The sequence below is a fragment of the Pseudomonas sp. LBUM1653 genome (assembly GCF_059716115.1).
Genome location: NZ_CP166803.1, coordinates 1,788,661 through 1,808,595, shown reverse-complemented (window position 1 = coordinate 1,808,595; position 19,935 = coordinate 1,788,661). Strand labels below are relative to the sequence as shown.

Annotated in this window: 17 protein-coding genes; all 17 read right to left on the bottom strand. The window is 60.4% G+C overall.

Annotation, left to right across the window (positions count from 1 at the left end; genetic code table 11):
• Positions 1 to 6: 6 nt before the first annotated feature.
• The 17 genes from fliJ to flgK all read right to left on the bottom strand — a co-directional run bounded on the left by fliJ (position 7) and on the right by flgK (position 19,929).
• Positions 7 to 456, bottom strand: a complete 450-nt coding sequence (fliJ, locus tag ACA054_RS08290; protein WP_497688959.1) for a flagellar export protein FliJ — start codon at positions 454 to 456, stop codon at positions 7 to 9.
• Between the two features lie 6 nt (positions 457 to 462).
• Complete coding sequence (gene fliI, locus ACA054_RS08285) at positions 463 to 1,821, bottom strand: flagellar protein export ATPase FliI (protein ID WP_046816899.1); 1,359 nt, start codon at positions 1,819 to 1,821, stop codon at positions 463 to 465.
• Positions 1,811 to 2,593 (bottom strand): flagellar assembly protein FliH, encoded by a 783-nt coding sequence (gene fliH / locus ACA054_RS08280; RefSeq protein WP_497688958.1) that lies wholly within the window; start codon positions 2,591 to 2,593, stop codon positions 1,811 to 1,813. Before fliH ends, fliI begins: the two co-directional genes overlap by 11 nt.
• A 4-nt stretch (positions 2,594 to 2,597) precedes the next feature.
• Positions 2,598 to 3,617 carry a flagellar motor switch protein FliG gene (gene fliG, locus ACA054_RS08275; protein WP_110746142.1) on the bottom strand — a complete coding sequence of 340 codons (1,020 nt, stop codon included), beginning with the start codon at positions 3,615 to 3,617 and terminating at the stop codon, positions 2,598 to 2,600.
• Entirely contained in the window at positions 3,610 to 5,397 is a 1,788-nt protein-coding gene (gene fliF, locus ACA054_RS08270) for a flagellar basal-body MS-ring/collar protein FliF (RefSeq protein WP_497688957.1), read from the bottom strand. Before fliF ends, fliG begins: the two co-directional genes overlap by 8 nt.
• 15 nt (positions 5,398 to 5,412) lie before the next feature.
• Positions 5,413 to 5,742: a flagellar hook-basal body complex protein FliE gene (gene fliE, locus ACA054_RS08265; protein ID WP_401309156.1), complete on the bottom strand. Its 330-nt coding sequence runs from the start codon at positions 5,740 to 5,742 to the stop codon at positions 5,413 to 5,415.
• A gap of 417 nt (positions 5,743 to 6,159) precedes the next feature.
• A complete protein-coding gene (locus ACA054_RS08260; protein WP_497688956.1) occupies positions 6,160 to 7,545 on the bottom strand; it encodes a sigma-54-dependent transcriptional regulator in 1,386 nt (461 codons plus the stop codon).
• 5 nt (positions 7,546 to 7,550) lie between these two features.
• Positions 7,551 to 8,768: a sensor histidine kinase gene (locus tag ACA054_RS08255; protein ID WP_497690259.1), complete on the bottom strand. Its 1,218-nt coding sequence runs from the start codon at positions 8,766 to 8,768 to the stop codon at positions 7,551 to 7,553.
• 130 nt (positions 8,769 to 8,898) lie between these two features.
• Complete coding sequence (locus tag ACA054_RS08250) at positions 8,899 to 10,374, bottom strand: sigma-54 dependent transcriptional regulator (RefSeq protein ID WP_110746134.1); 1,476 nt, start codon at positions 10,372 to 10,374, stop codon at positions 8,899 to 8,901.
• Between the two features lie 173 nt (positions 10,375 to 10,547).
• A complete protein-coding gene (fliT, locus tag ACA054_RS08245; RefSeq protein ID WP_497688955.1) occupies positions 10,548 to 10,844 on the bottom strand; it encodes a flagellar protein FliT in 297 nt (98 codons plus the stop codon).
• Positions 10,845 to 10,861: 17 nt separating this feature from the next.
• Positions 10,862 to 11,257: a flagellar export chaperone FliS gene (gene fliS / locus ACA054_RS08240; RefSeq protein ID WP_497688954.1), complete on the bottom strand. Its 396-nt coding sequence runs from the start codon at positions 11,255 to 11,257 to the stop codon at positions 10,862 to 10,864.
• A gap of 155 nt (positions 11,258 to 11,412) precedes the next feature.
• Positions 11,413 to 12,801: a flagellar filament capping protein FliD gene (fliD, locus tag ACA054_RS08235; protein ID WP_497688953.1), complete on the bottom strand. Its 1,389-nt coding sequence runs from the start codon at positions 12,799 to 12,801 to the stop codon at positions 11,413 to 11,415.
• 81 nt (positions 12,802 to 12,882) lie between these two features.
• Positions 12,883 to 13,230 (bottom strand): flagellar protein FlaG, encoded by a 348-nt coding sequence (locus tag ACA054_RS08230; protein ID WP_497688952.1) that lies wholly within the window; start codon positions 13,228 to 13,230, stop codon positions 12,883 to 12,885.
• A 74-nt stretch (positions 13,231 to 13,304) separates the two neighbouring features.
• Positions 13,305 to 14,720, bottom strand: a complete 1,416-nt coding sequence (locus tag ACA054_RS08225; protein ID WP_497688951.1) for a flagellin N-terminal helical domain-containing protein — start codon at positions 14,718 to 14,720, stop codon at positions 13,305 to 13,307.
• Positions 14,721 to 14,967: 247 nt separating this feature from the next.
• Positions 14,968 to 15,897 (bottom strand): ketoacyl-ACP synthase III, encoded by a 930-nt coding sequence (locus ACA054_RS08220; RefSeq protein ID WP_497688950.1) that lies wholly within the window; start codon positions 15,895 to 15,897, stop codon positions 14,968 to 14,970.
• Positions 15,898 to 16,325: 428 nt separating this feature from the next.
• Positions 16,326 to 17,906 (bottom strand): flagellar hook-associated protein 3, encoded by a 1,581-nt coding sequence (locus ACA054_RS08215; protein WP_497688949.1) that lies wholly within the window; start codon positions 17,904 to 17,906, stop codon positions 16,326 to 16,328.
• Positions 17,907 to 17,919: 13 nt separating this feature from the next.
• Complete coding sequence (gene flgK / locus ACA054_RS08210; RefSeq protein WP_497688948.1) at positions 17,920 to 19,929, bottom strand: flagellar hook-associated protein FlgK; 2,010 nt, start codon at positions 19,927 to 19,929, stop codon at positions 17,920 to 17,922.
• Positions 19,930 to 19,935: the final 6 nt, after the last annotated feature.

The window sequence follows — 19,935 nt, the reverse complement described above, 5'->3', positions numbered from 1 at the left end:
TCTGATTTAATACGCATCCCGCCGCGGCAAGCGCTGGGACAACTCATCCAGCAGTTTCTGCTCGCGCTTGTCTTCCAGCGCCTGCGCTTCATCCCTGTAGCGCTGGACCAGCTTACGCAAGCCTTCAACCCGGGCGAACGCCTGTTGCCAGGTGTCCCGAGCCTTGTTCAGGTTGTTCTGATGCCAAGCCAGGCTTTGCCGCTGTTGATCGATGGCCGTGCCCAACTGCGCGAGAAAGCCCTGGTACCCCAAAAGCCACTGGCCGGACACGCCGGCGCTGCCGCGTACGATCCACTGCTCCTGATAGTCGAGCCGAAAGGCTTCGAGGTCGGCCAGTTTGCTTTCGGCCAGACGTACCTGTCCCTGGAAGTGCCCCAGACGCTGGACCGCGGTTTTCTCGGCCTTCTCGGCCATTTCCACCACGGGGGCCAGGCGGCCCGCCCGACTCTGGGCCATGGCCGGTTAACCGCCCGCCGCGGGCGCGAAGATCGAGGCGAGATACGCTTCGCTTTCGCCCAGGCTGATGCTGTCGTTGAGGCCCTGGCGCAGGTATTTGACCAGTTGCGGCTGCAGGGAAATCGCCAGGTCGGTCTCGCGGTCACCGCCGGCGACGTAGGCGCCGACACTGATCAGGTCGCGACTCTGCTGATAGCGCGACCACAACTGCTTGAAGTACTGCGCCCGGGCCATGTGTTCCGGCGACACCACCGCCGGCATGACCCGGCTGATGGAGGCCTCGATATCGATGGCCGGGTAATGGCCTTCCTCGGCCAGTCGCCGTGACAGCACGATGTGCCCGTCGAGCACGCCCCGCGCCGAGTCAGCAATCGGGTCCTGCTGGTCATCGCCTTCGGACAGCACGGTATAGAACGCGGTGATCGAACCACCGCCCTTCTCGGCATTGCCCGCGCGCTCCACCAGTTTCGGCAACTTGGCGAACACCGAGGGCGGATAACCCTTGGTCGCCGGTGGCTCGCCGATGGCCAGGGCAATTTCCCGCTGGGCCTGGGCGAAACGCGTCAGTGAATCCATCAGCAGCAGGACGTTCTTGCCCTTGTCGCGAAAATACTCGGCGATTCGCGTGCAGTACATGGCGGCGCGCAGACGCATCAGCGGCGCATCGTCCGCGGGCGAGGCCACCACCACCGAGCGCTTGAGCCCTTCTTCACCGAGGATGTGCTCGATGAACTCCTTGACCTCACGACCGCGCTCGCCGATCAAGCCGACGACGATAATGTCGGCCTCGGTAAAGCGCGTCATCATGCCCAGCAGCACGGATTTACCGACGCCGGTACCGGCGAACAACCCGAGCCGCTGACCGCGCCCGACCGTCAACATGCCGTTGATGCAGCGAATGCCCACATCCAGCGGCTCGCTGATCGGCTCGCGCTTGAGCGGGTTGATGGTCGGGCCGTCCATCGGCACCCAGTCTTCGGCCTTCATCCCGCCCTTGCCGTCCAGGGCTCGACCGGCACCGTCGAGCACGCGCCCAAGCATGCTCATGCCCATCGGCAAGCGACCGCTGTCGGACAGGGGAACCACCCGGGCACCGGGGGCGATGCCGGCCACGCTGCCAACCGGCATCAGGAATACCTTGCTGCCGGAAAAGCCCATGACTTCGGCTTCTACCTGCACCGGGTGGTAGCTGTCATCGTTGATGACCATGCAGCGACTGCCCATGGCCGCGCGCAAGCCCTCGGCTTCGAGGGTCAGGCCGACCATGCGCAGCAGGCGGCCTTCGAGGATCGGTGCGCCAGCCAGGGTAGTGGCCTCGGCGTAACTGCCCAGGCGCTTGGCGAAACTGGTGCGTTCAAGGCGCATCGGGAGCCGCCACGGGTTTGCTTTCGATGGGCAACTCCAGGCTCAGGTCCGGCGCAGCCGGGTGCAAGGCTTGTTCGTGAAGCTGGTCGAACAGCTTGTCCATCACCCGCGCCACACGGGTTTCGACCGTGGCATCAATACGGCTGTGCTCGGTTTCGACCCGGCAACCACCGGGCAACAGCGCCTCGTCCTCGACGATGCGCCAGGTTTCCTCATGACGCTCGCGCAGGGCCTTGACCTGCGTGAAATCCTGCGGATTGATGTACAGCCGCACGTTGTCGACGCCCAACGGCAGCAGCTTGAGGGCTTCGCGCATGACGTGTTCGATCTGCGTCGAGTCAATGGCCAGTTCGCGCTGGATCACCTGTTTGGTGATGTGCTGCACAAGGTCGATCAGGGACTTTTCGATCAGGGTGTCTTGTTCGGCGATGGGCTCGAACAGATGCGCCATCAGTTGCTCAAGACCGGCGATCTTGGCCGCCAACGCCACTTCCGCTTCCTGACGAACCCTGAGCGTGGTGCTGTGGAAGCCTTCTTTCTCGCCCACCGCGAAACCTTCGTTGTAGGCTTCCTGGCGAATGCTCTCGAGCTCTTCGAGGGTCAGTGGCTGGACTTCCTCCAGCGGCACCTCCTCCATTTCCGGCGGCTCGGGTTCGGGCTCAGGCTCAGGCTCGGGTGCCGGCGGATCGAAGCTGGGCAGTGCCCAGGTATCGAAACCACCGACATCCCTCGCCCGGATCAGGTCAGAGGGCAGCTCATCATTCTTGGCCATGGTGTCAGATCATTTCCTCGGCGCCCTTGCCGCCGAGCACGATTTCGCCCGCCTCGGCCATACGACGGGCGATGGTGAGGATTTCTTTCTGCGCTGTTTCCACATCGCTGACGCGCACCGGGCCCTTGGCCTCGAGATCGTCGCGCAACAGTTCGGCCGCACGCTTGGACATGTTCTTGAAGATCTTCTCCTTGACGCTTTCGTCCGAGCCCTTGAGGGCCAGCACCAGCACGTCGGAGGACACTTCGCGCAGCAACGCCTGGATACCGCGGTCGTCGACATCGGCCAGGTTGTTGAACACGAACATGAGGTCTTCGATCTGACCGGACAGGTCTTCATCGACTTCGCGGATCGAGTCCATAAGCTGGCCTTCGATCGAGCTGTCGAGGAAGTTCATGATGTCTGCCGCGCGCTTGATCCCGCCCAGGCTGGTGCGCGAAGCATTGGAATTGCCGGAGAACTGCTTCTCGAGAATCTGGTTGAGTTCCTTGAGGGCCGCAGGCTGCACGGTGTTCAGCGAGGAAACCCGCAGAATGATGTCCAGGCGCACCTTGTGGTCGAAGTTGCCCAGCACTTCGCCGGCTTGATCCGGATCGAGGTACGCCACCACGATCGCCTGGATCTGTGGGTGTTCGTAACGAATTACGTCGGCGACCGCGCGCGGCTCCATCCACTTCAGGCTGTCCAGGCCGCTGGTATTGCCTCCCAGCAGAATGCGATCGATCAGGCCGTTGGCCTTGTCTTCGCCTAGGGCCTGGGTGAGCATTTTGCGCACGTAGTCATCGGAACCGACGCCCAGGCTGGTCTGGTCGCCGACGATGTCGACGAACTCGCTCATCACCTGCTCGACCTGCTCGCGGTGCACGTTACCCATCTGCGCCATGGCCACGCCGACCCGCTGGACCTCTTTGGGCCCCATGTGGCGCAGCACCTGGGCCGCATCGGTTGAGCCCAGTGACAGCAGCAGGATCGCGGCTTTGTCGACCTTGCTCAGTTTGGCGGCAATGGCTCGGTTATCACTCATCTGCGTTAATCCACTCTTTCACGACCTGGGCGACACGACCCGGATCTTCTGCCACCAGACTCTTGATTGCGTTCAACTGCGCTTCATAGCCTTCGCTCGGGCTCGGCAGCAGGATGCTGGTCGGACCGCCGAGGCTGATACGGTCGTTGGCCAGCTCGCCGTCCAGGCCGCCCATGCCACCGAGCTCGACGTCGCTGCCAATGCCCGCCAACTGCTTGTCTTTGCCGCCACCGGTGATGTTGTTGAGCACCGGACGCAACACACCGAACACCAGCACCAGAATGAACAGGATGCCCAACAGCTGCTTGACGATGTCCCAGAACCACGGCTGGGAGTAGAACGGAATATCGGCAATCACTTCACCGCGCTCGGCGGAGAACGGCATATTGATCACGCTGACGCTGTCGCCACGGCTGGCGTCGAAACCGACCGCATCCTGGACCAGGCGGGTGAAACGGGCCAACTCATCGGCGCTCCACGGCGCACGGGTGATTTCACCGTTGGCCGGGTTGAGCTTGACCTGGTCATCGACCACCACCGAGACCGACAGGCGATTCAATCGGCCCTGCTGTTGCCTGGTGTGGCTGATGGAGCGGTCGAGTTCGAAGTTCTTGGTCGATTGCAGACGCTTGTCCGCCGGATACGGTGCGAGCATTGGCTGGCCGGTGGCCGGGTCCATGACTTGCTGGCCGTTGGCGTCGAGCAATGGTTGGCCGGGCTGCACCATGCCGGCCGACGCAGTGGCGCCACCGGTGGTTTGCGGCGCCGAGGCTGGCGACGGTGGCTGGTTGCTCAGGGCACCCGGCACACCTTGCGGGCCGTTGCTGGCGGTACGCTGTTCGTTGACCGACTGCTCGCTGCGCAACGCCGGCTGGTCCGGGTTGAATTGTTCGGAGGTGGACTCGACGGCGCTGAAGTCGACATCGGCCGAGACTTCGGCTTTGTAGCGGTCGTTACCCAGCACCGGTTGCAGAATGTTGTGCACGCGCTGGGTGAGCATGCTCTCCATGCGGCGGCTGTAATCGAATTGCTTGCCGGCCATGGTCAGTTCGGAGTTTTCCGCCTGGTCGGAGAGCAGGTTGCCTTTCTGGTCGACGACGGTGATCTGCGATTTGCTGAGTTCGGGAACACTGGTCGCCACCAGATTGACGATGGCCACGACCTGGCCCGGCTCCAGCGAACGCCCGGAATACAGCTCGACCAACACCGAAGCACTCGGCTTGCGCTCGTCGCGCACGAACACCGAACTTTTCGGGATCGCCAGGTGCACCCGGGCACCCTTGACATTGTTCAGGCTGGAAATGGTGCGCGCCAGTTCGCCTTCCAGGCCGCGACGATAACGGGTCGCTTCCATGAACTGACTGGTACCCAGGCCCTGTTCCTTGTCGAGGATTTCAAAACCGATGTTGCCATCGCTGGGAGTGACACCAGCGCCCGCGAGCTTGAGACGCGCACGGGACAGGTCTTCGGCCTTGACCAGCAAGGCGCCGGAATTGGGTTCGACGGTATAGGCAATATCGGCGGCAGCCAGGGTATCCATGACTTGCTTGGCGTCCATGCCGGCAAGGCTGCCGTACAGCGGACGGTAGTCCGGCTGCTGGGACCACAACACCACGGCAAAGCCAATCGCCACGCTCGCGGCCAGGCCGACCAACAGGCCCACCTGACGCAGCATGGTCATCTCGGAGAGGTTTTCCAGGAAGGACAATCCGAACAGCGGTGGCTTGCCGTCTATGGAATTGGCCTTGGCCGGAACATTGTCAGCGGTTGCATCTGCCATGATTCAATCTCGTCCTTAAACCGGCATCTGCATGATGTCCTGGTAAGCCTGAACCAGCTTGTTGCGCACCTGGGTCAGTGCCTGGAAAGACACGCTGGCCTTTTGCGAGGAAATCATCACGTCCGTCAGGTCGACACCGCTCTTGCCGATCTCGAAGGCATTGGCCAACGCCGATGAAGCTTGCTGGGTGTCGTTGACCTTGTTGACGGCCTGACCGAGCATGTCGGCAAAGCTGCTGCCATTCAGTTCAGGGACGGCGGCAGTCGATTTCGGCGCAGACATGGCGTCCATTTGCATGGCGCGCATATCCAGCATCAATCGATTGAATTCAATACCTTGGCTCATGCTCTACTCTCTCTGGCGGCCCGCAATTTTTTGACGCTCACTCAGCGGGTAACGAGGTGTTAGCAACAAGGGTGCCAGCTCAGCGTCCACCTCAAACAAAAGGCCCGGCGCTAGCTTGCAGGGGACCCGGGGGCTGTAACACCGCGCCATCATTTTTTGCCTGTAGGAGCGAGGCTTGCCCGCGAACGGGACGCCGCGGTGTATCTGTAACACCGCGTCATCGTTCTTCGCCGGCAAGCCTGGCTCCTACAGGCGAACCAGGCGCCGCGGTGTATCTGTAACACCGCGTCATCGTTCTTCGCCGGCAAGCCTGGCTCCTACAGGCGAACCAGGCGCCGCGGTGTATCTGTTAAACCGCGTCATCGTTCTTCGCCGGCAAGCCTGGCTCCTACGGGGCAAACCGGAGGGCGCGGTGTGTCAGGTGGCAAATAAATACGCTTCCACGTCCATTCCGGCATCGCGCATCTGCGCCAGCTTGTAGCGCAAGGTGCGCGGGCTGATGCCCAGGCGCTCGGCGGCCTCTTTGCGGCGGCCGCGCTCGGTGCGCAGGGTGTCGATGATCATCTGGAACTCACGGCGCCGCAGATCGTCGCCCAGCGCTCCGCCAGACTCGGCCTCGACCACGCGCACTGGCGCCGGTGCGGGTGTCAATGGCGGCAACGGCGCGCAAGCGATCGGCCCGCTTAGACAGAAATCTTGCGGCTCGATGATGCCGCCCTGCTGCAGGATCAGCGCGCGCTGCAGCGCATTGTCCAGCTCACGCACATTGCCCGGCCACGGATAGGCGATCAGGCACGCCTGGGCAGCGGCCGACAGTCTCGCCGCGGCATGCTTCATTTTATTGACGTGCCTGGCCAATAGGCGCTCGGCCAGCGGCAGGATATCGGCGGTGCGCTCGCGCAAGGGCCGCCAGGCCAGCGGGAATACCGACAAGCGATAGTACAGGTCTTCACGAAAACGCCCCGCCGCCACCTCGCCGGCCAGGTCCCGGTTGGTGGTCGCGACCACGCGGATATCCAAGGCTATCGGCTTGCGCGCACCGACTCGCTCAACCTCGCGTTCTTGCAGCACCCGCAGCAATTTGGCCTGCAGACCCAGGGGCATTTCGGATATTTCATCGAGCAGGAGCGTCCCGCCATCGGCCTGTTCGAACTTGCCGGCCTGCGCCGCGATAGCACCGGTGAACGAGCCCTTTTCGTGGCCGAAGAGCGTGGCCTCCAGCATGTTGTCCGGAATCGCCGCGCAGTTGATCGCAATGAACGGCTGACTGGCCCGATGAGAATGCTGGTGAATGTAGCGCGCCAGCACTTCCTTGCCCGTGCCGGATTCTCCGGAGATCAGCACCGTGGAATCACTGCGCGCCACCCGCGCGGCCAATTCCAGCAACTGCGCACTGGCCGGCTCGAACGCCACGGGGCCTTCGTGATCGGTGATGCCGACACTGCCCAGCGCATGCCGCGCAACCAGGTCAAGCAGCGCCTTGGGCTCGAACGGTTTGACCAGGTAATCCGCAGCCCCTTGGCGCATCGCATCCACCGCGCGCTCGACGGCACCGTGCGCCGTCATCAGCAACACCGGCAGTTGCGGCTGTCGCGCCCGCAGCAAAGCGAGCAATTGATGACCATCCATGCCCGGCATGTTGACGTCGCTGACCACCAGATTGAACGCTTCGGCCGCCGCAGCCTCCAGGGCTTCTTCTGCCGACCCCACGGCCTTGTAATCGTGGCCGGCAAGCAACAGCGTGTCTGCCAGCGCTTCGCGCAACGCGCGGTCATCTTCGACCAGTAGAACCTTGATACCCATGACTTTCACTCCGCTCCCTGGACGCTGCTTTTTTCACTGACAAAAAGCGGCAACAGCACCTGCGCACAGGTGCCGCGACCGATCCGCGAGCGCAAGCGCAACTCGCCCTGGTGTGCCCTCGCGACAGCCTGGACCACGGTGAGGCCGAGGCCGGTCCCGGTGGTCTTGGTGGTGAAGAACGGCTCCCCCAGACGCGCCAGCACAGCGCCGTCGATACCGCTGCCGCTATCGCTGACGCACAACCGCAGGTTGTTTCCACGGGTGTACAGATGCACTTTCAAGCGCACATCACCGGCACTGGCCTGAATGGCGTTCTCGACAAGATTGAGGATCGCACCGACCAGGGTGTCGCGATTGCACAGCAGTTCACCGACATGACTGTCGCATTGCCAGCGTATCGGCAGGTCCTGCACATGCGTCTGCGCCGCCGCTTGCAGTGATTGCATCAGCTGCGCCGGCGTCACGCGGTCGGTCAATGGCAGCTCGCCGCGCGCAAACACCAGCATGTCGCGCACCTGATGCTCCAGCTCATGCAAGCGCTCCTTGAGACGTCCGGCGAATCGTTGCTGGGTGGCAACCGGCAGCGCCTGCTCGGTCAAGTGACTGGCGTAGAGCAGGGCCGCGGATAACGGCGTGCGAATCTGATGCGCCAGCGACGCCACCATGCGCCCCAGGGAAGACAGGCGTTCGTGACGCGCCAGTTGATCTTGCAGATGACGGGTCTCGGTCAGGTCGTTGAGCAGCACCAGTTGCCCAGGTTCCGCACCCAGCGAACGCGTGGCAATCGACAGGCGCCGACCATCCTTGAGGGAGACTTCATGACCGTCGTCTTCACGGGGTGCAAAGCAACGGGCAATGACCTGCCGCCACAGTTCGTCTTCGAGGGGCAGGCCGAGCAGTTCGCACGCCGCCGGGTTGGCTTCGCGCACGATACCCTGGGCGTCGATGACGATGACGCCACCGGGCAAAAGGTCGAGCAGATGTTGCAGGCGATTGGCCAGGCGTTCTTTCTCCGCCAGCTCTTGCATGCGCTGAGCGCTGACCACCGCCAACTCACCCTTGAGCTCAGTGACCCGGGCTTCAAGCATGCTGTAGGAATCGGTCAGTTGGCTCGACATCTGGTTGAACAGGACAAACGCCTGCTCAAGGCCAAGCCGGCTCGCCTGCTCTACGGACGACGATTGCCCCAGGGCATCCCGCAAGGTATCTGGAGCAGGCGACATCTGGGCGGATGGGGGCATGGTGTGCTCTCTCGCTTGGCTGACCGTCAGTTAAACGGAACGTTGCGAGCGATGTAGCAATACCCGTGCCTAAAAAAAACTGCTTGGAAATGAACGAGTTGAAAAACAGGCGTCAATCATCCGCCTGTTCATCACCGTCACGACGACTCATGCCGTACTTGCGCATTTTTTCCACCAGCGTGGTGCGGCGGATCCGCAGGCGTTCGGCAGCGCGCGCGACAATGCCATTGGCATCATCCAGCGCCTGCTGGATCAGGCCTTGCTCCAGGCCACCGAGGTAATCCTTCAGGTCCAGGCCTTCAGGCGGCAGCATGGCATGGGTGGTGAAGTCCGGGGTATGGCCATTGATTGCCACCCGCTCTTCGAGATCGCTGCGCAGGGTGTCGACCAGTTGCTCGTCTTCGTCGTCGACGTAGCGGAATTTCTTCGGCAGTTCGACCACGCCGATCACCCCGTACGGATGCATGATCGCCATGCGCTCCACCAGGTTGGCCAGCTCGCGGACGTTGCCCGGCCAGCCGTGACGGCACAGCGACATGATGGCCGCGGAGTTGAAGCGGATCGAACCGCGCTTCTCGTGCTCCATGCGCGAGATCAATTCGTTCATCAGCAACGGAATGTCTTCGACACGCTCGCGCAGTGGCGCCATCTCGATCGGGAACACGTTCAGGCGGTAGTACAGGTCTTCGCGGAAGGTGCCGATCTCGATCATGCTTTCGAGATTCTTGTGGGTCGCCGCGATGATGCGCACATCGACGCTCTGGGTCTTGTTACTGCCCACGCGCTCGAACGTACGTTCCTGCAATACGCGCAGCAGCTTGACCTGCATCGGCAGCGGCATGTCGCCGATTTCGTCGAGGAACAGCGTGCCGCCATTGGCCAGCTCGAAACGCCCGGCGCGGCTGGTGATCGCCCCGGTGAACGCGCCCTTCTCATGGCCGAACAATTCGCTTTCCAGCAGCTCGGCCGGAATCGCGCCGCAATTGACCGGCACGAATGGTGCCTCACGGCGCTTGGAGTGGTAATGCAGGTTGCGCGCAACCACTTCCTTGCCGGTCCCCGACTCCCCGAGGATCAGCACGCTGGCATCGGTGTCGGCCACTTGCTGCATCATCTGGCGCACGTGCTGGATCGCCCGGCTGGTGCCGACGAGGCTGCGGAACAGATTGGGTTCACGATGACGACCGCGCTCACGGGCCTGGTCGTACATCTCGCGATAGACCTGGGCACGGTGCAGCGAATCAAGCAACTTGCTGTAGCTGGGTGGCATTTCGAGGGTCGAAAGCACGCGACGACGCTGGTCTTCCGGCAGGTCGATGGAAGAATTATCGCCCATCAGCAAAATCGGAAGGAACTCATCCCATGTCGAGAGTGTCTTTAACAAGCCCTGAAGCGAACCCGGAGCATTGACCGTCCCGATGAGGACACAGATCACTTCACGACTGGACGACAAAGAGACGACAGCCTGCTGCCAGTCATGGCTACCGCAGGGTAAATTTTCTTCGCCGAGAAAATTTAAAATCACCGCCAGGTCGCGGCGGCGGACGCTATCGTCATCGATCAGCAGAATTTTGGTTTCACGCCACATGCAATCGTAACTTCCCTAGTCAACCCGGTGCCCGAAATGAGTGGGCAAGCTAGACGCTTGCAGACTGTTAATGCCTGTAGACGCCTGAAATCTGGAAACAGCCACTAGTAAAGTCAAAAAACCGTTCACAGTCAAATTTATGGCGCAATATCCCTGGATTAAGCAGATATTAATTAACCATACAGATGGTAAACCTTTGCGGCCTTCTGCGCTTGGGATATCTGCGACATCTCATTGACTATTGCCTGGCGCTCGCCCATGGTCGCCGTCAATAAATCTTTGTACACCGCCAGCAGACTCTCCAGATGGGTGCGTAGCGCTTCCTCGTCGATCGGTGCCTCAGTGAGCACCTCGTCGACGCATTCACGACACGCCACATCGAGCTCGCCAATCATGTCCCAGTTACGCGCCGCCAGGGCATCGACCAGGGCTTCACGGGTTTCTTCAATTCGCCGCAATGCTTGACTCATGACGTCATCCTCGGCCGTCAGGCCTGTGGGCTTCCAATCGCATCCCAACCGCTTTTCAAGGTTTCGAGCAAACCCGATACTTCGTCGATGATGGCTGCATCGTTGCTGGTGTTGGCTTCCATCAAGCGGTTGGTCATGTAAACGTACAAGCCGTCGAGCTGCTCGATGGACGCTGGATCCTCAGTCTTCTCCGGGTTCAAGCCGTCACGCAGGCCGATGAGGATGTCGGTAGCCTTGCCCAGCATCAGCCCCTTGAGTGCGATGTCACCCCGCTCCAGCGCGCCCTTGGCTTGAGCCATGCGGTCCAGCCCACCTTCCATCAGCATTTGCACCAGGCGATGGGGGTTGGCTTCAGAGATTTGGGCATGGGAATTGACCTTCTGGTATTGGCGAAGGGCTCTCATGGGGTTCATGGTTCTACCTCGTGCAGACAACAGCTTGAAATTGGGAAGGCTCTGGTCTTTATGTCGACTGGGCGCCAGATAACTTTAATGCCGGCTCGTCGCCAACGAAAAAACCCAGGCGCTGTCATGACAGCCCGCCTGGGTTTGTTCATGACGGGTGTTTATCAGTCATCTTTCGGATTGTTCAGGGCGTTGAGCGTGGTCATGATGCTGTCGCTCTGGGCGCGCAGCTTGGCGACCAGGGAGTCCATGGCGTTGTATTTGGCCGAAAGACTGGCTTGCAGGAGCGTCATGCGCTCATCCAGGGTGTCCTGCTGCTTCTTCAGCTCGGTCAGACTTTCGCTCAGGGATTTGGAACGCTCCGCCAGCGTGCCGGTACTCGCCTTGGCGTAACTGTCCGTGGCGCTCGTCAAACGCGCCAACAGGCCATCCTTGCCACTGAAGATACTGCTGATGTCCGCCGCATTGGTGGTCATCGCCTTATCCCACTTCTTGTCATCAATAGTCAGCAAGCCGGTGGACGAATCGGTGCTGATACCGAACTGCGCCAATGATTTGAAAGTGCCGGTGCCAGACAGGGTATTAAGCTCGTTACGAATCGAACTCATCAACGAGCGCATCGTGGAATCACCTGTCAATGCTCCTGCTGTCGGGGAGCCATCGGCGTTGATGGTGACTTTTGTTTCTGCACTGATTGCCTTCATCAGTGCATTGTAGGTATCGACAAACCCTTTGACCCCGGACTTCAACGCCGCGTTGCTGGTCGACACGGAGATGGTGATTGGAATCAGATCGTTGGAGTCGGTTCTCTTCGAGGAAACTGACAGCAACTTGATGCTCACACCGCTGACAGCTTCCTCGATGGTATTGCTCTTGGACTCCATCTCGAGGGTTCCATCGATGGTGTACTTGGCGTTTTTAGGTGTTTCCACCACCGTTGCGCCGACATCGATGCCTGAGTCGCCCGACAACGTCAGGTCCGAACCTACACCCATGGTGGTCGATGTCAGTACAAGACGCGACCCCGTGGAGTCGGTCAGGATGTTGGCACTCAACCCTGAAGTGGAAAATTGCGAGTTGATCGATTCACGCACCTGCTGCAGCGTTGCTCCGGCAGGTACACTGAGGTCGTATTTCTTGCCGGACTGCGAAATCGTCAACGTGGTCGGAGTCGAACCACTATTGACCACTGAAGAAGCGCCGCCGGCAAACGTCTTGGTCGACAGTTTCGACGCGCTGGCCAATTGAGTCACCACCAGCGAGAAGCTGCCGCTGGAAGCACCGCTGCCAGCGGTCATGGTGGCGATCTTTTCATCCGAGGATGAGGTGATCAAGCCCCGGAAACTGTTATCCGCGCCCATGGTGGTCAGGGCGCCACGAAAGGCGTCCAGCGCCGCCTGGATCTTGCCGATCGACGACAGCGTGGTGGTTGCTTTTAGCGATTGAGTGTTGATCTGCGTTTGTTTTGGCACCTTTTCGGCGTCAACCAGAGACTTCACAATCGCTTGGGTATCGATGTTCGAACCAATACCGCTAACCGTTGAACCCGCCATCGTCTTTCTCCTTATTCAGTGGCTGCTGCTTTCTTGACGAAGTGCGCCTTGAGCGCAGTCAGCAACAAAATTCATGCCAGCTCAGACCTTGTCATCAAACAACAGGCTGCTGGCTTGGCTCAGGCTTTGCGCCAGTTTCAGTGCAGTTTCCGAAGGGATCTGGCGAATCACGTCACCACTGTCGGTGGCGATGACCTTGACCACGACCCGGCCGGTGGAATCGTCAATGGAAAAGTCCAGCTGACGCTGGCTTGCCTGAACGAACTCGCGAATATCGGTGACCGCCTGTTCCAGCTCTTCACGCTTTGGCTCTGTCGCCGACGGGGCGACGGCTTCAACCTTGGGCCGCTGGACCGGATCAATCGGTGCGGGTGGGGTTTGCGGCGCAACCGCTGGATAAGACTGGTTCAACTTGACGCTCATATCCATGTCCAATCTCCTCATCACACAAAAGACAAAAGGGCACGTAAACGCGCCCCTCCGTCAATCACCAAGCGCTGGAATTACTGAAGCAGCTTCAGTACAGCGGATGGCAGCTGGTTGGCTTGCGACAGGATGGCAGTCGAAGCCGATTGCAGCGTTTGTTGCTTGGTCAGCTCGGCAGTTTCAGACGCGAAGTCTACGTCCTGCACGGTGGAACGGGCAGCCGTGGAGTTCTTCTGGATGTTCTGCAGGTTGTCCACGGTGGTGGTCAGACGGTTCTGGGTAGCACCCAGGTTCGAACGCACGTCGTCGATTGCGCCGATAGCCTTGTCGATTACAGCCAGGGCGTTCTGAGCGCCAGTAGCGTCAGTTACGCTGGTCTGAGCGATCGAGGTTTTTGTCGAAGTAGTGGTGGCGCCGAAAATTTCAGCCACGCCAGTGCCGGTCAGCGAGAAGCCTTTGGTGGAGTCCAGGTTGACTGCGCCGTTGACGGTCAGAGTGTCAACGATTGCCACATCGGCGCTGTAACCGCCTGCGGAATCCTTGGCAGCGACTTCGATAGCTGCACCACCGACAGGGGTAGCGAAGGATACGTTTTCACCGGTGTCGGATTTGATCGACAGCGAGTTGTTCACTTCGTCGTAGTTGACACTGATGCCCAACTTGGCAGCGTTGGATTTCAGTTGGTCTGCCAGACCGGCGGTAGAAGTTACGCCTACGAAGTCAACATTCTGGCTGCCCACTTTCATGGTGAAGGACGCTGGAGTGGCGGTAGCAGCGGTCTCGTCAACCTTGAAGCGAACTTCAGTGCTGGCCGAAGCAGTCAGGCCACCGATCAGACCATTCAGGCCCTTGGCAATATCTTTGGCCGAGGCAGCAGCGCCTACGGTGAAGGTTTTGCTGTCGCCGTTACCAGTAACAAGGATGTCACCACCGGTCAGGCCGCCAGCAATTGGATCGAGCGACTGGCTCTTGATCTGCTGCGAACCAATGTTGTTGGCTGCAACGTTTTCCAGCGACAGGTTGATTGTTTCGTTGGCGTTGGCGCCGACCTGGATGGCCTTGGTGCCGTACGAGCCGTCCAGCAGCTTCTGGCCACCGAAAGTGGTGGTCTGCGAGATACGGGTCAGTTCCGAAGTCAGAGCCTGGTATTCGTCGTTGTTCGACTTGCGGTCGGCATCGCTCAGGGAGCCGGTGGCCGAGGACAGGGCCAGGGTACGCATTTTCTGCAGGATGTCGGTCGAAGCCTGCATTGCGCCTTCAGCGGTTTGCGCGATGGAGATGCCATCGTTGGCGTTCTTGACCGCTTGACCCAGGCCGTTGATCTGGCTGGTCAGGCGGTTGGAAATTTGCAGGCCGGCAGCGTCGTCTTTAGCGCTGTTGATACGCAGGCCGGAAGACAGGCGCTGCATGGAGGTGGCCAGGGCGCCGCCAGCTTTGTTCAGGTTAGCCTGAGTAGTGATGGAGGCAATGTTGGTGTTTACGGTTAAAGCCATGACGAAATCCTCGTTGGATGGATACTGCGGCTTCCGGCCCTGGCAACCGCCGGGTGTGGCCTAGAGAACCTACGTAATAGTTATCGTCGCGAGGAGGCTTTGCTTGAGCGGTTTTTTCGATTTTTTTAGTGGCAGCGTGCCAGCCCTTAATTTTCAAGGTGTTAGAGCCAGAAAAACGGCGCCAATAAAACGCAAAACGCCCGGCAACTGGCGTTGCCGGGCGTTTCATTTTCAGCGCGTGAGCTGATCAGCCGCGATAGAGAATCGCCGAGCCCCACGACAGGCCCACGCCGAAACCACTGATGGCCACCCGGGTCCATTTGGAATCGAACACATGGTTCTGCAACAGCAGCGGAATGCTCGATGACACCGTGTTACCGGTTTCGAGCATGTCCTTGACGAACTTCTCTGGCTCACCTTCCTCGAAGCGACGCGCCACGGCATCGACGATGGCGGCACTGCCCTGGTGAATGCAGAAGGCGTCGATATCGCCGGCCTGCAAATTGGACTCTTCCAGCAGTTCATGCAAGTGCGCCGGGACTTTCAACAGCGCGAAATTGAACACCTGGCGGCCGTTCATGAAGAACACCCCGTCACTGACCTTCAGGTGCGGCGCGCCGGAACCGTCGGTGCCGAACTTCGACTTGCCGAGCTGCCAGACGGCGTTTTCGCCCATCCAGGTCGCGGTGGCGGCATCGCCGAACAACATGGTGGTATTGCGGTCTTCGGGGTCGACGATCTTCGAATAAGGGTCGGCGGTGATCAGCAGGCCGTTTTTCAGCCCCGCCGCTTCCATGAAGCCCTTGATCGCGTAGATGCCGTACACGTATCCGGAACAGCCCAGGGAAATATCGAAAGCGGCGACATGGGTCGGCAAGCCCAGTTTGTCCTGGACGATCGCAGCGGTATGCGGCAATCCTTCCTCATCACCGTTCTGGGTGACGACGATCAGGCAGTCGATGGCTTCACGCTTGAGTTCAGGGCTGGCAGCGAACAACGCCTTGGCGGCCTCGACGCACAGGTCGGAGGTTTCCTGATCAGCATCCATGCGCGGCAAAAATGCCGAACCGATCTTGCCAAGGATGAAGGTTTCGTCCTTGTCGAACTTTGCACCCTGGGCGTAGTTGTCAACCCCGGCTGTCGGCACGTAACTCGCTATATTTTTTATGCCAATCATTATGGCTTCCCAATAATAAACAGCTGAACATCGCCGCTCGCTGAATCGAGGGCGTCTACAGTCAGGGACCGGCCCCAGAAGAGGCATCGTCGTGGCTCAAGCACCTGCTTGAACTGTCCGCCACCTTCACCGCCCGCAGACAGGATACAGTGAAGATGCGCGTTTTGACCGACGGGTCACTCAGAGTTCACGGCTTTATTTGATTTTGTGGTCCAGCTCCCGCTCCACGCGCCGATCCGGTGAGACCGTTTATACCCCTGTAGGAGCGAGCATGCTCGCGATGGACGTCAACGATGACGCGGGGATCCTGGATACACGCGGTGCATTTGAGATCATCGCGAGCATGCTCGCTCCTACAGGGGAAAACGCCCCCAAAAAAAAGCCAGCCCCGTACAAAACAAGGCTGGCCGCGAGCGGTCAAGACCGACTCAAAGCTTGTTGAACAGGCTCAGCTGGGACACCTTGGCGAACGCCAGTTGCGCCGCCTGCAGCATGGTCTGCTGCAAGGTCAGGCGGGTCAGCACTTCAGCCGGATCAGCCTCACGGATCGAAGACTGGGTGGACGTATTGAGCAGATCGGTGCTCTGGTTCTGATCGCGCTGCAGGTCCATCACATTGCCCCGGGCACCGATGGCACCGCGGGCCAGGTCGACCTGGTTCTTGGCATTGCCCAGGTTGGCAATGGAGGACGCGAGCACACTTTCCAGGTTGCGTTGTGCTGCCGGGTTGCCTGCCGTGGGCGTTTCAAGTGCCTGACGCAACTGACTGACCGTGTCGAGCACGTTCTGGGTCTGATGGGTATTGACCGAGATATCGAACTGATCGTTGGCCGCCGGTGCCGGCGTAGTGCTCAGGGTAAAGCTGACGCCGGCCGCTGTCGCCACGCCGCCCGCCACGGAACCGGTGGTGACCGGCGTACTGCTGCTGGTCAATGGCCGGGCGTACAACTCGAACGTCGTCGGGCTGGTGAACTTCAGCACCGCCCCGCCTTCCGGGAAGAAACTGTTGTAAGCGCTGGCGTCGGTCACCTGGGTCTGAGTAACCAGGGCCGTCGAAGCATTGCCCGGCGCACGGGTGCTGACGAAGCTGTCCGGCTTGGCCTCCAGTTTGAAACTGTGGCCGGCGATGAGCGCATCCGCAGTGGCGGGCGTGTCCGATGCCTGGAAGGTGATATCCAGCGCAAAGCTCACGCCGCGGAAATTGATGTCGCTGCCATCCTTGTTATTAGGATCGAACTTGCCAGCGCCAGTGGCCTCGGCAGTCACGTCGTTACCTGCGGCGTCAGTGATCACGAACTGCGTGCTGCTGGTGAACGACAACGTATAAGGCTCGCCACCGCGGAAGCTCGCATCGAAAGCCGGACCCGAGCTGACCAGGCCTGATGACAAGGCCACACGCCCGTCGTCGACGGCCGGCGCAGTCATAGTGGTGGTACTGCGCGCAGCGTTGATCGCCTGCTGGAATACCTCCCAACCGGTATCGTTCAAGCCCAGGGACATCGAGTCGCCGATCTTGAGCTCCAGCTGGGTCTGGTCGCCCTGATAGCTGTAGGTGCCATCGCTGTTGCGGGCGAAAGGCGGGGTGTTGTTGCTGGCCCCGGAAAAGATGTACTTGCCGTTGGCATCCTTGCTGTTCATCAAGCTCAGCAGTTCTTGCTCGGACTGGGCAACTTCCGCGCCGAGAGACTTGCGATCGTCGTCGTTCAAGGAAGCGGCACCGGCACGCACCGTCAGCTCGCTGACTTTTTGCAGCACGGTATTGATGCTGTCCAGCACGCTTTCTTCCTGCGCCTGGGCCGTGTTCAATGCGTTGATGTTGGTGGTGTACTGCCCCAGCAAGGCTTTTTGCTGCTCCAACTGCAGCAACCGGGCCGCGCCGACCGGATCATCCGCCGCCGTCTCGAGCTTGATGCCGCTGCTGGCCTGCTCGGCCGTCTTCATCACGTTGTTGAGGTTGCGCTGATAGTTGGCAGCGGTGGTCGCGTAGTACTGTGCAGTGGAAATTCGCATGTTCTACGGTTCCTTAAAGGGCATTGATCAGGGTGCTGAAAATTTCCTGCGCAGTCTTGATGATCTGCGAAGAGGCCGTGTAGTACTGCTGATACTTGGTCAGGTTGCCGGCCTCTTCGTCAAGGTCGACGCCCGACAGCGAGTCGCGCGCATTGCGTGCCCCGGTGACGATGGTGTCGGTCGCCGTGGCATCGAGTTGACCCTGCTTGGTCAAGGAGCCAACAGTCGATACCAGGCCGCCATAGGCTTCGGTAAAACTCACACCGGGACTGGTCGCGGTAGCACCGACCGTGGCCTTGGTTTGCAGCCCCAGCAACGCCTGCGCGTTGCGGTTGTCGGTACTGTCAGCGGCGGTCATCGAGATGTTGAAGCTGTCGCCCGTCTTGGGACTGCCGCTGACGGTCATGCCGACAGTGAAGGACTTGGCAGCGCCGCTGGCGTCGGTGTACGGCACCGAAATACTCAGATCGTTGTTCTGGCCGGGCACGATGTTGCCGGTACCGATACTGACCCCTTTGGCATCGAACACTTCATAGGCACTGGCGCTGGTCATCAGCATCCGGACCGGCATCGAGGCCTTGACCGCGTTCTGGACTTCCAGGCGCTGGGCCGAATCGTAGATGTCCAGGCTGGTCTTCAGGGTCGGCTGGCTGGCATCCCCAGTACCCGTGTTGCCCTGGGCCTTGGTCGAGGTCAGCGGTGCGGACGTGGCCAGGCGCTTGGCGTCGGTCATGACGGTGGCCATGTCCGCGGCGGAACTGCGGGTCGGGGTAATCTTGAAGCTGTCGCCGCTGTTTACCGCACCGGCGTTGAGGCTCAGGCTGAAGCCATCGATGACCGGTGGCGGTGTCGTGCCCAGGTCGAAACTGCCCATGTCGGTATTGTCCGACAAGCGCCGCACGCTGTAGCCGGTGGCGCTGGTGAAGGTCACCTGGTAATCGCTGGCCGCGAGCTTGCTGGTGTCCTTGATGGTGACGTTCAGGTTGCCCGACGCCGGGTCGTTGTTGGCATTGGCAATGCTGCGCTGGCTGATGGCCGCGGCACTGTTGATGTCATTGAACAACGCTGCGCCGAAGTTGCCGCTCTGATCCAGCCCCTGCCCCAACTGCTTGTTGACCTGATCGGCGACGACCATGGCGATACGCCCCAGGCCATTGACCGCCGGGGTCAATACCTCATTGCGATAACGCAACAGCCCGCCCATCTCGCCGCCGCTCATCACGTTGGTGATGTCGATCGACGAACCGTTACGATCCATGATGATCGAGGAACGGGTTGGGTCGGCCGGGTCGGACGCCACGCGCAGTTTGTTGACGGTGTCGCCGACCACCAATGGCTGGCCGCTGCCCAGGTAGATATCCATGCGCCCTTCGGTCTCGGTGACCTGGGTGCCCACCAATTCATTGAGCTGGCGAATGGTTTCGTTACGCTGGTCCAGGAGCTCGTTGGGCGTGCCGCCCGAACCACTGACTTCACTGATTTTCTTGTTGTACGCGGCAACAGTCGACGCCAGCTTGTTGACCTGGTCGGCCATCGAACCCAGCTGATCGTTGATGTAGGTACCTTGCTGCTTCAATTGCCCGGAGATGGCATTGAAGCGGCTGCTCAGGCCCTGGGCGTTGGTCAGCAGGGCCTGGCGCGCGGCGTTGTCGTTGGAACTGCCGGCTAGGGTCTGCATGGCCGAAAAGAACGACTGCAGGGTCTTGGTCACACCGGTGCCGCTGTCGGACAGCAGCTTGTCCACCTGGGTAGCCTGTCCCAAGTAGGCCTGCGCATCACTGTTGAGCGAGGTCGAAGTCTGCAACTGCGCGTCGAGGTAGCTGTTGTACACCCGACGCACGTCGGCCAGCGTGGTGCCGGTGCCGATGAACACATTGCCGTACTGAATAGAGCTTTTGGTGCCCTGCACAGTTTGTTGGCGCGAGTACCCGACGGTATCGACGTTGGAAATGTTGTTACCGGTAGTCACCAACGATGCATGGCTAGCGGACAGACCCGACATTCCGATGTTGAGCAAACTCATGGTTCA

What these genes read in the sequence shown, in the direction of transcription:
- ACA054_RS08215 (WP_497688949.1), bottom strand. Translation starts at nt 17,906, where the DNA reads ATGCGAATTTCCACTGCACAGTACTACGCGACCACCGCTGCCAACTAT.
- ACA054_RS08250 (WP_110746134.1), bottom strand. Translation starts at nt 10,374, where the DNA reads ATGTGGCGTGAAACCAAAATTCTGCTGATCGATGACGATAGCGTCCGC.
- ACA054_RS08220 (WP_497688950.1), bottom strand. Translation starts at nt 15,897, where the DNA reads ATGATTGGCATAAAAAATATAGCGAGTTACGTGCCGACAGCCGGGGTT.
- fliD (WP_497688953.1), bottom strand. Translation starts at nt 12,801, where the DNA reads ATGGCGGGTTCAACGGTTAGCGGTATTGGTTCGAACATCGATACCCAA.
- fliG (WP_110746142.1), bottom strand. Translation starts at nt 3,617, where the DNA reads ATGAGTGATAACCGAGCCATTGCCGCCAAACTGAGCAAGGTCGACAAA.
- flgK (WP_497688948.1), bottom strand. Translation starts at nt 19,929, where the DNA reads ATGAGTTTGCTCAACATCGGAATGTCGGGTCTGTCCGCTAGCCATGCA.
- ACA054_RS08230 (WP_497688952.1), bottom strand. Translation starts at nt 13,230, where the DNA reads ATGGATATGAGCGTCAAGTTGAACCAGTCTTATCCAGCGGTTGCGCCG.
- fliE (WP_401309156.1), bottom strand. Translation starts at nt 5,742, where the DNA reads ATGAGCCAAGGTATTGAATTCAATCGATTGATGCTGGATATGCGCGCC.
- fliF (WP_497688957.1), bottom strand. Translation starts at nt 5,397, where the DNA reads ATGGCAGATGCAACCGCTGACAATGTTCCGGCCAAGGCCAATTCCATA.
- fliI (WP_046816899.1), bottom strand. Translation starts at nt 1,821, where the DNA reads ATGCGCCTTGAACGCACCAGTTTCGCCAAGCGCCTGGGCAGTTACGCC.
- ACA054_RS08255 (WP_497690259.1), bottom strand. Translation starts at nt 8,768, where the DNA reads ATGTCGCCTGCTCCAGATACCTTGCGGGATGCCCTGGGGCAATCGTCG.
- ACA054_RS08225 (WP_497688951.1), bottom strand. Translation starts at nt 14,720, where the DNA reads ATGGCTTTAACCGTAAACACCAACATTGCCTCCATCACTACTCAGGCT.
- fliT (WP_497688955.1), bottom strand. Translation starts at nt 10,844, where the DNA reads ATGAGTCAAGCATTGCGGCGAATTGAAGAAACCCGTGAAGCCCTGGTC.
- fliJ (WP_497688959.1), bottom strand. Translation starts at nt 456, where the DNA reads ATGGCCCAGAGTCGGGCGGGCCGCCTGGCCCCCGTGGTGGAAATGGCC.
- fliH (WP_497688958.1), bottom strand. Translation starts at nt 2,593, where the DNA reads ATGGCCAAGAATGATGAGCTGCCCTCTGACCTGATCCGGGCGAGGGAT.
- ACA054_RS08260 (WP_497688956.1), bottom strand. Translation starts at nt 7,545, where the DNA reads ATGGGTATCAAGGTTCTACTGGTCGAAGATGACCGCGCGTTGCGCGAA.
- fliS (WP_497688954.1), bottom strand. Translation starts at nt 11,257, where the DNA reads ATGAACCCCATGAGAGCCCTTCGCCAATACCAGAAGGTCAATTCCCAT.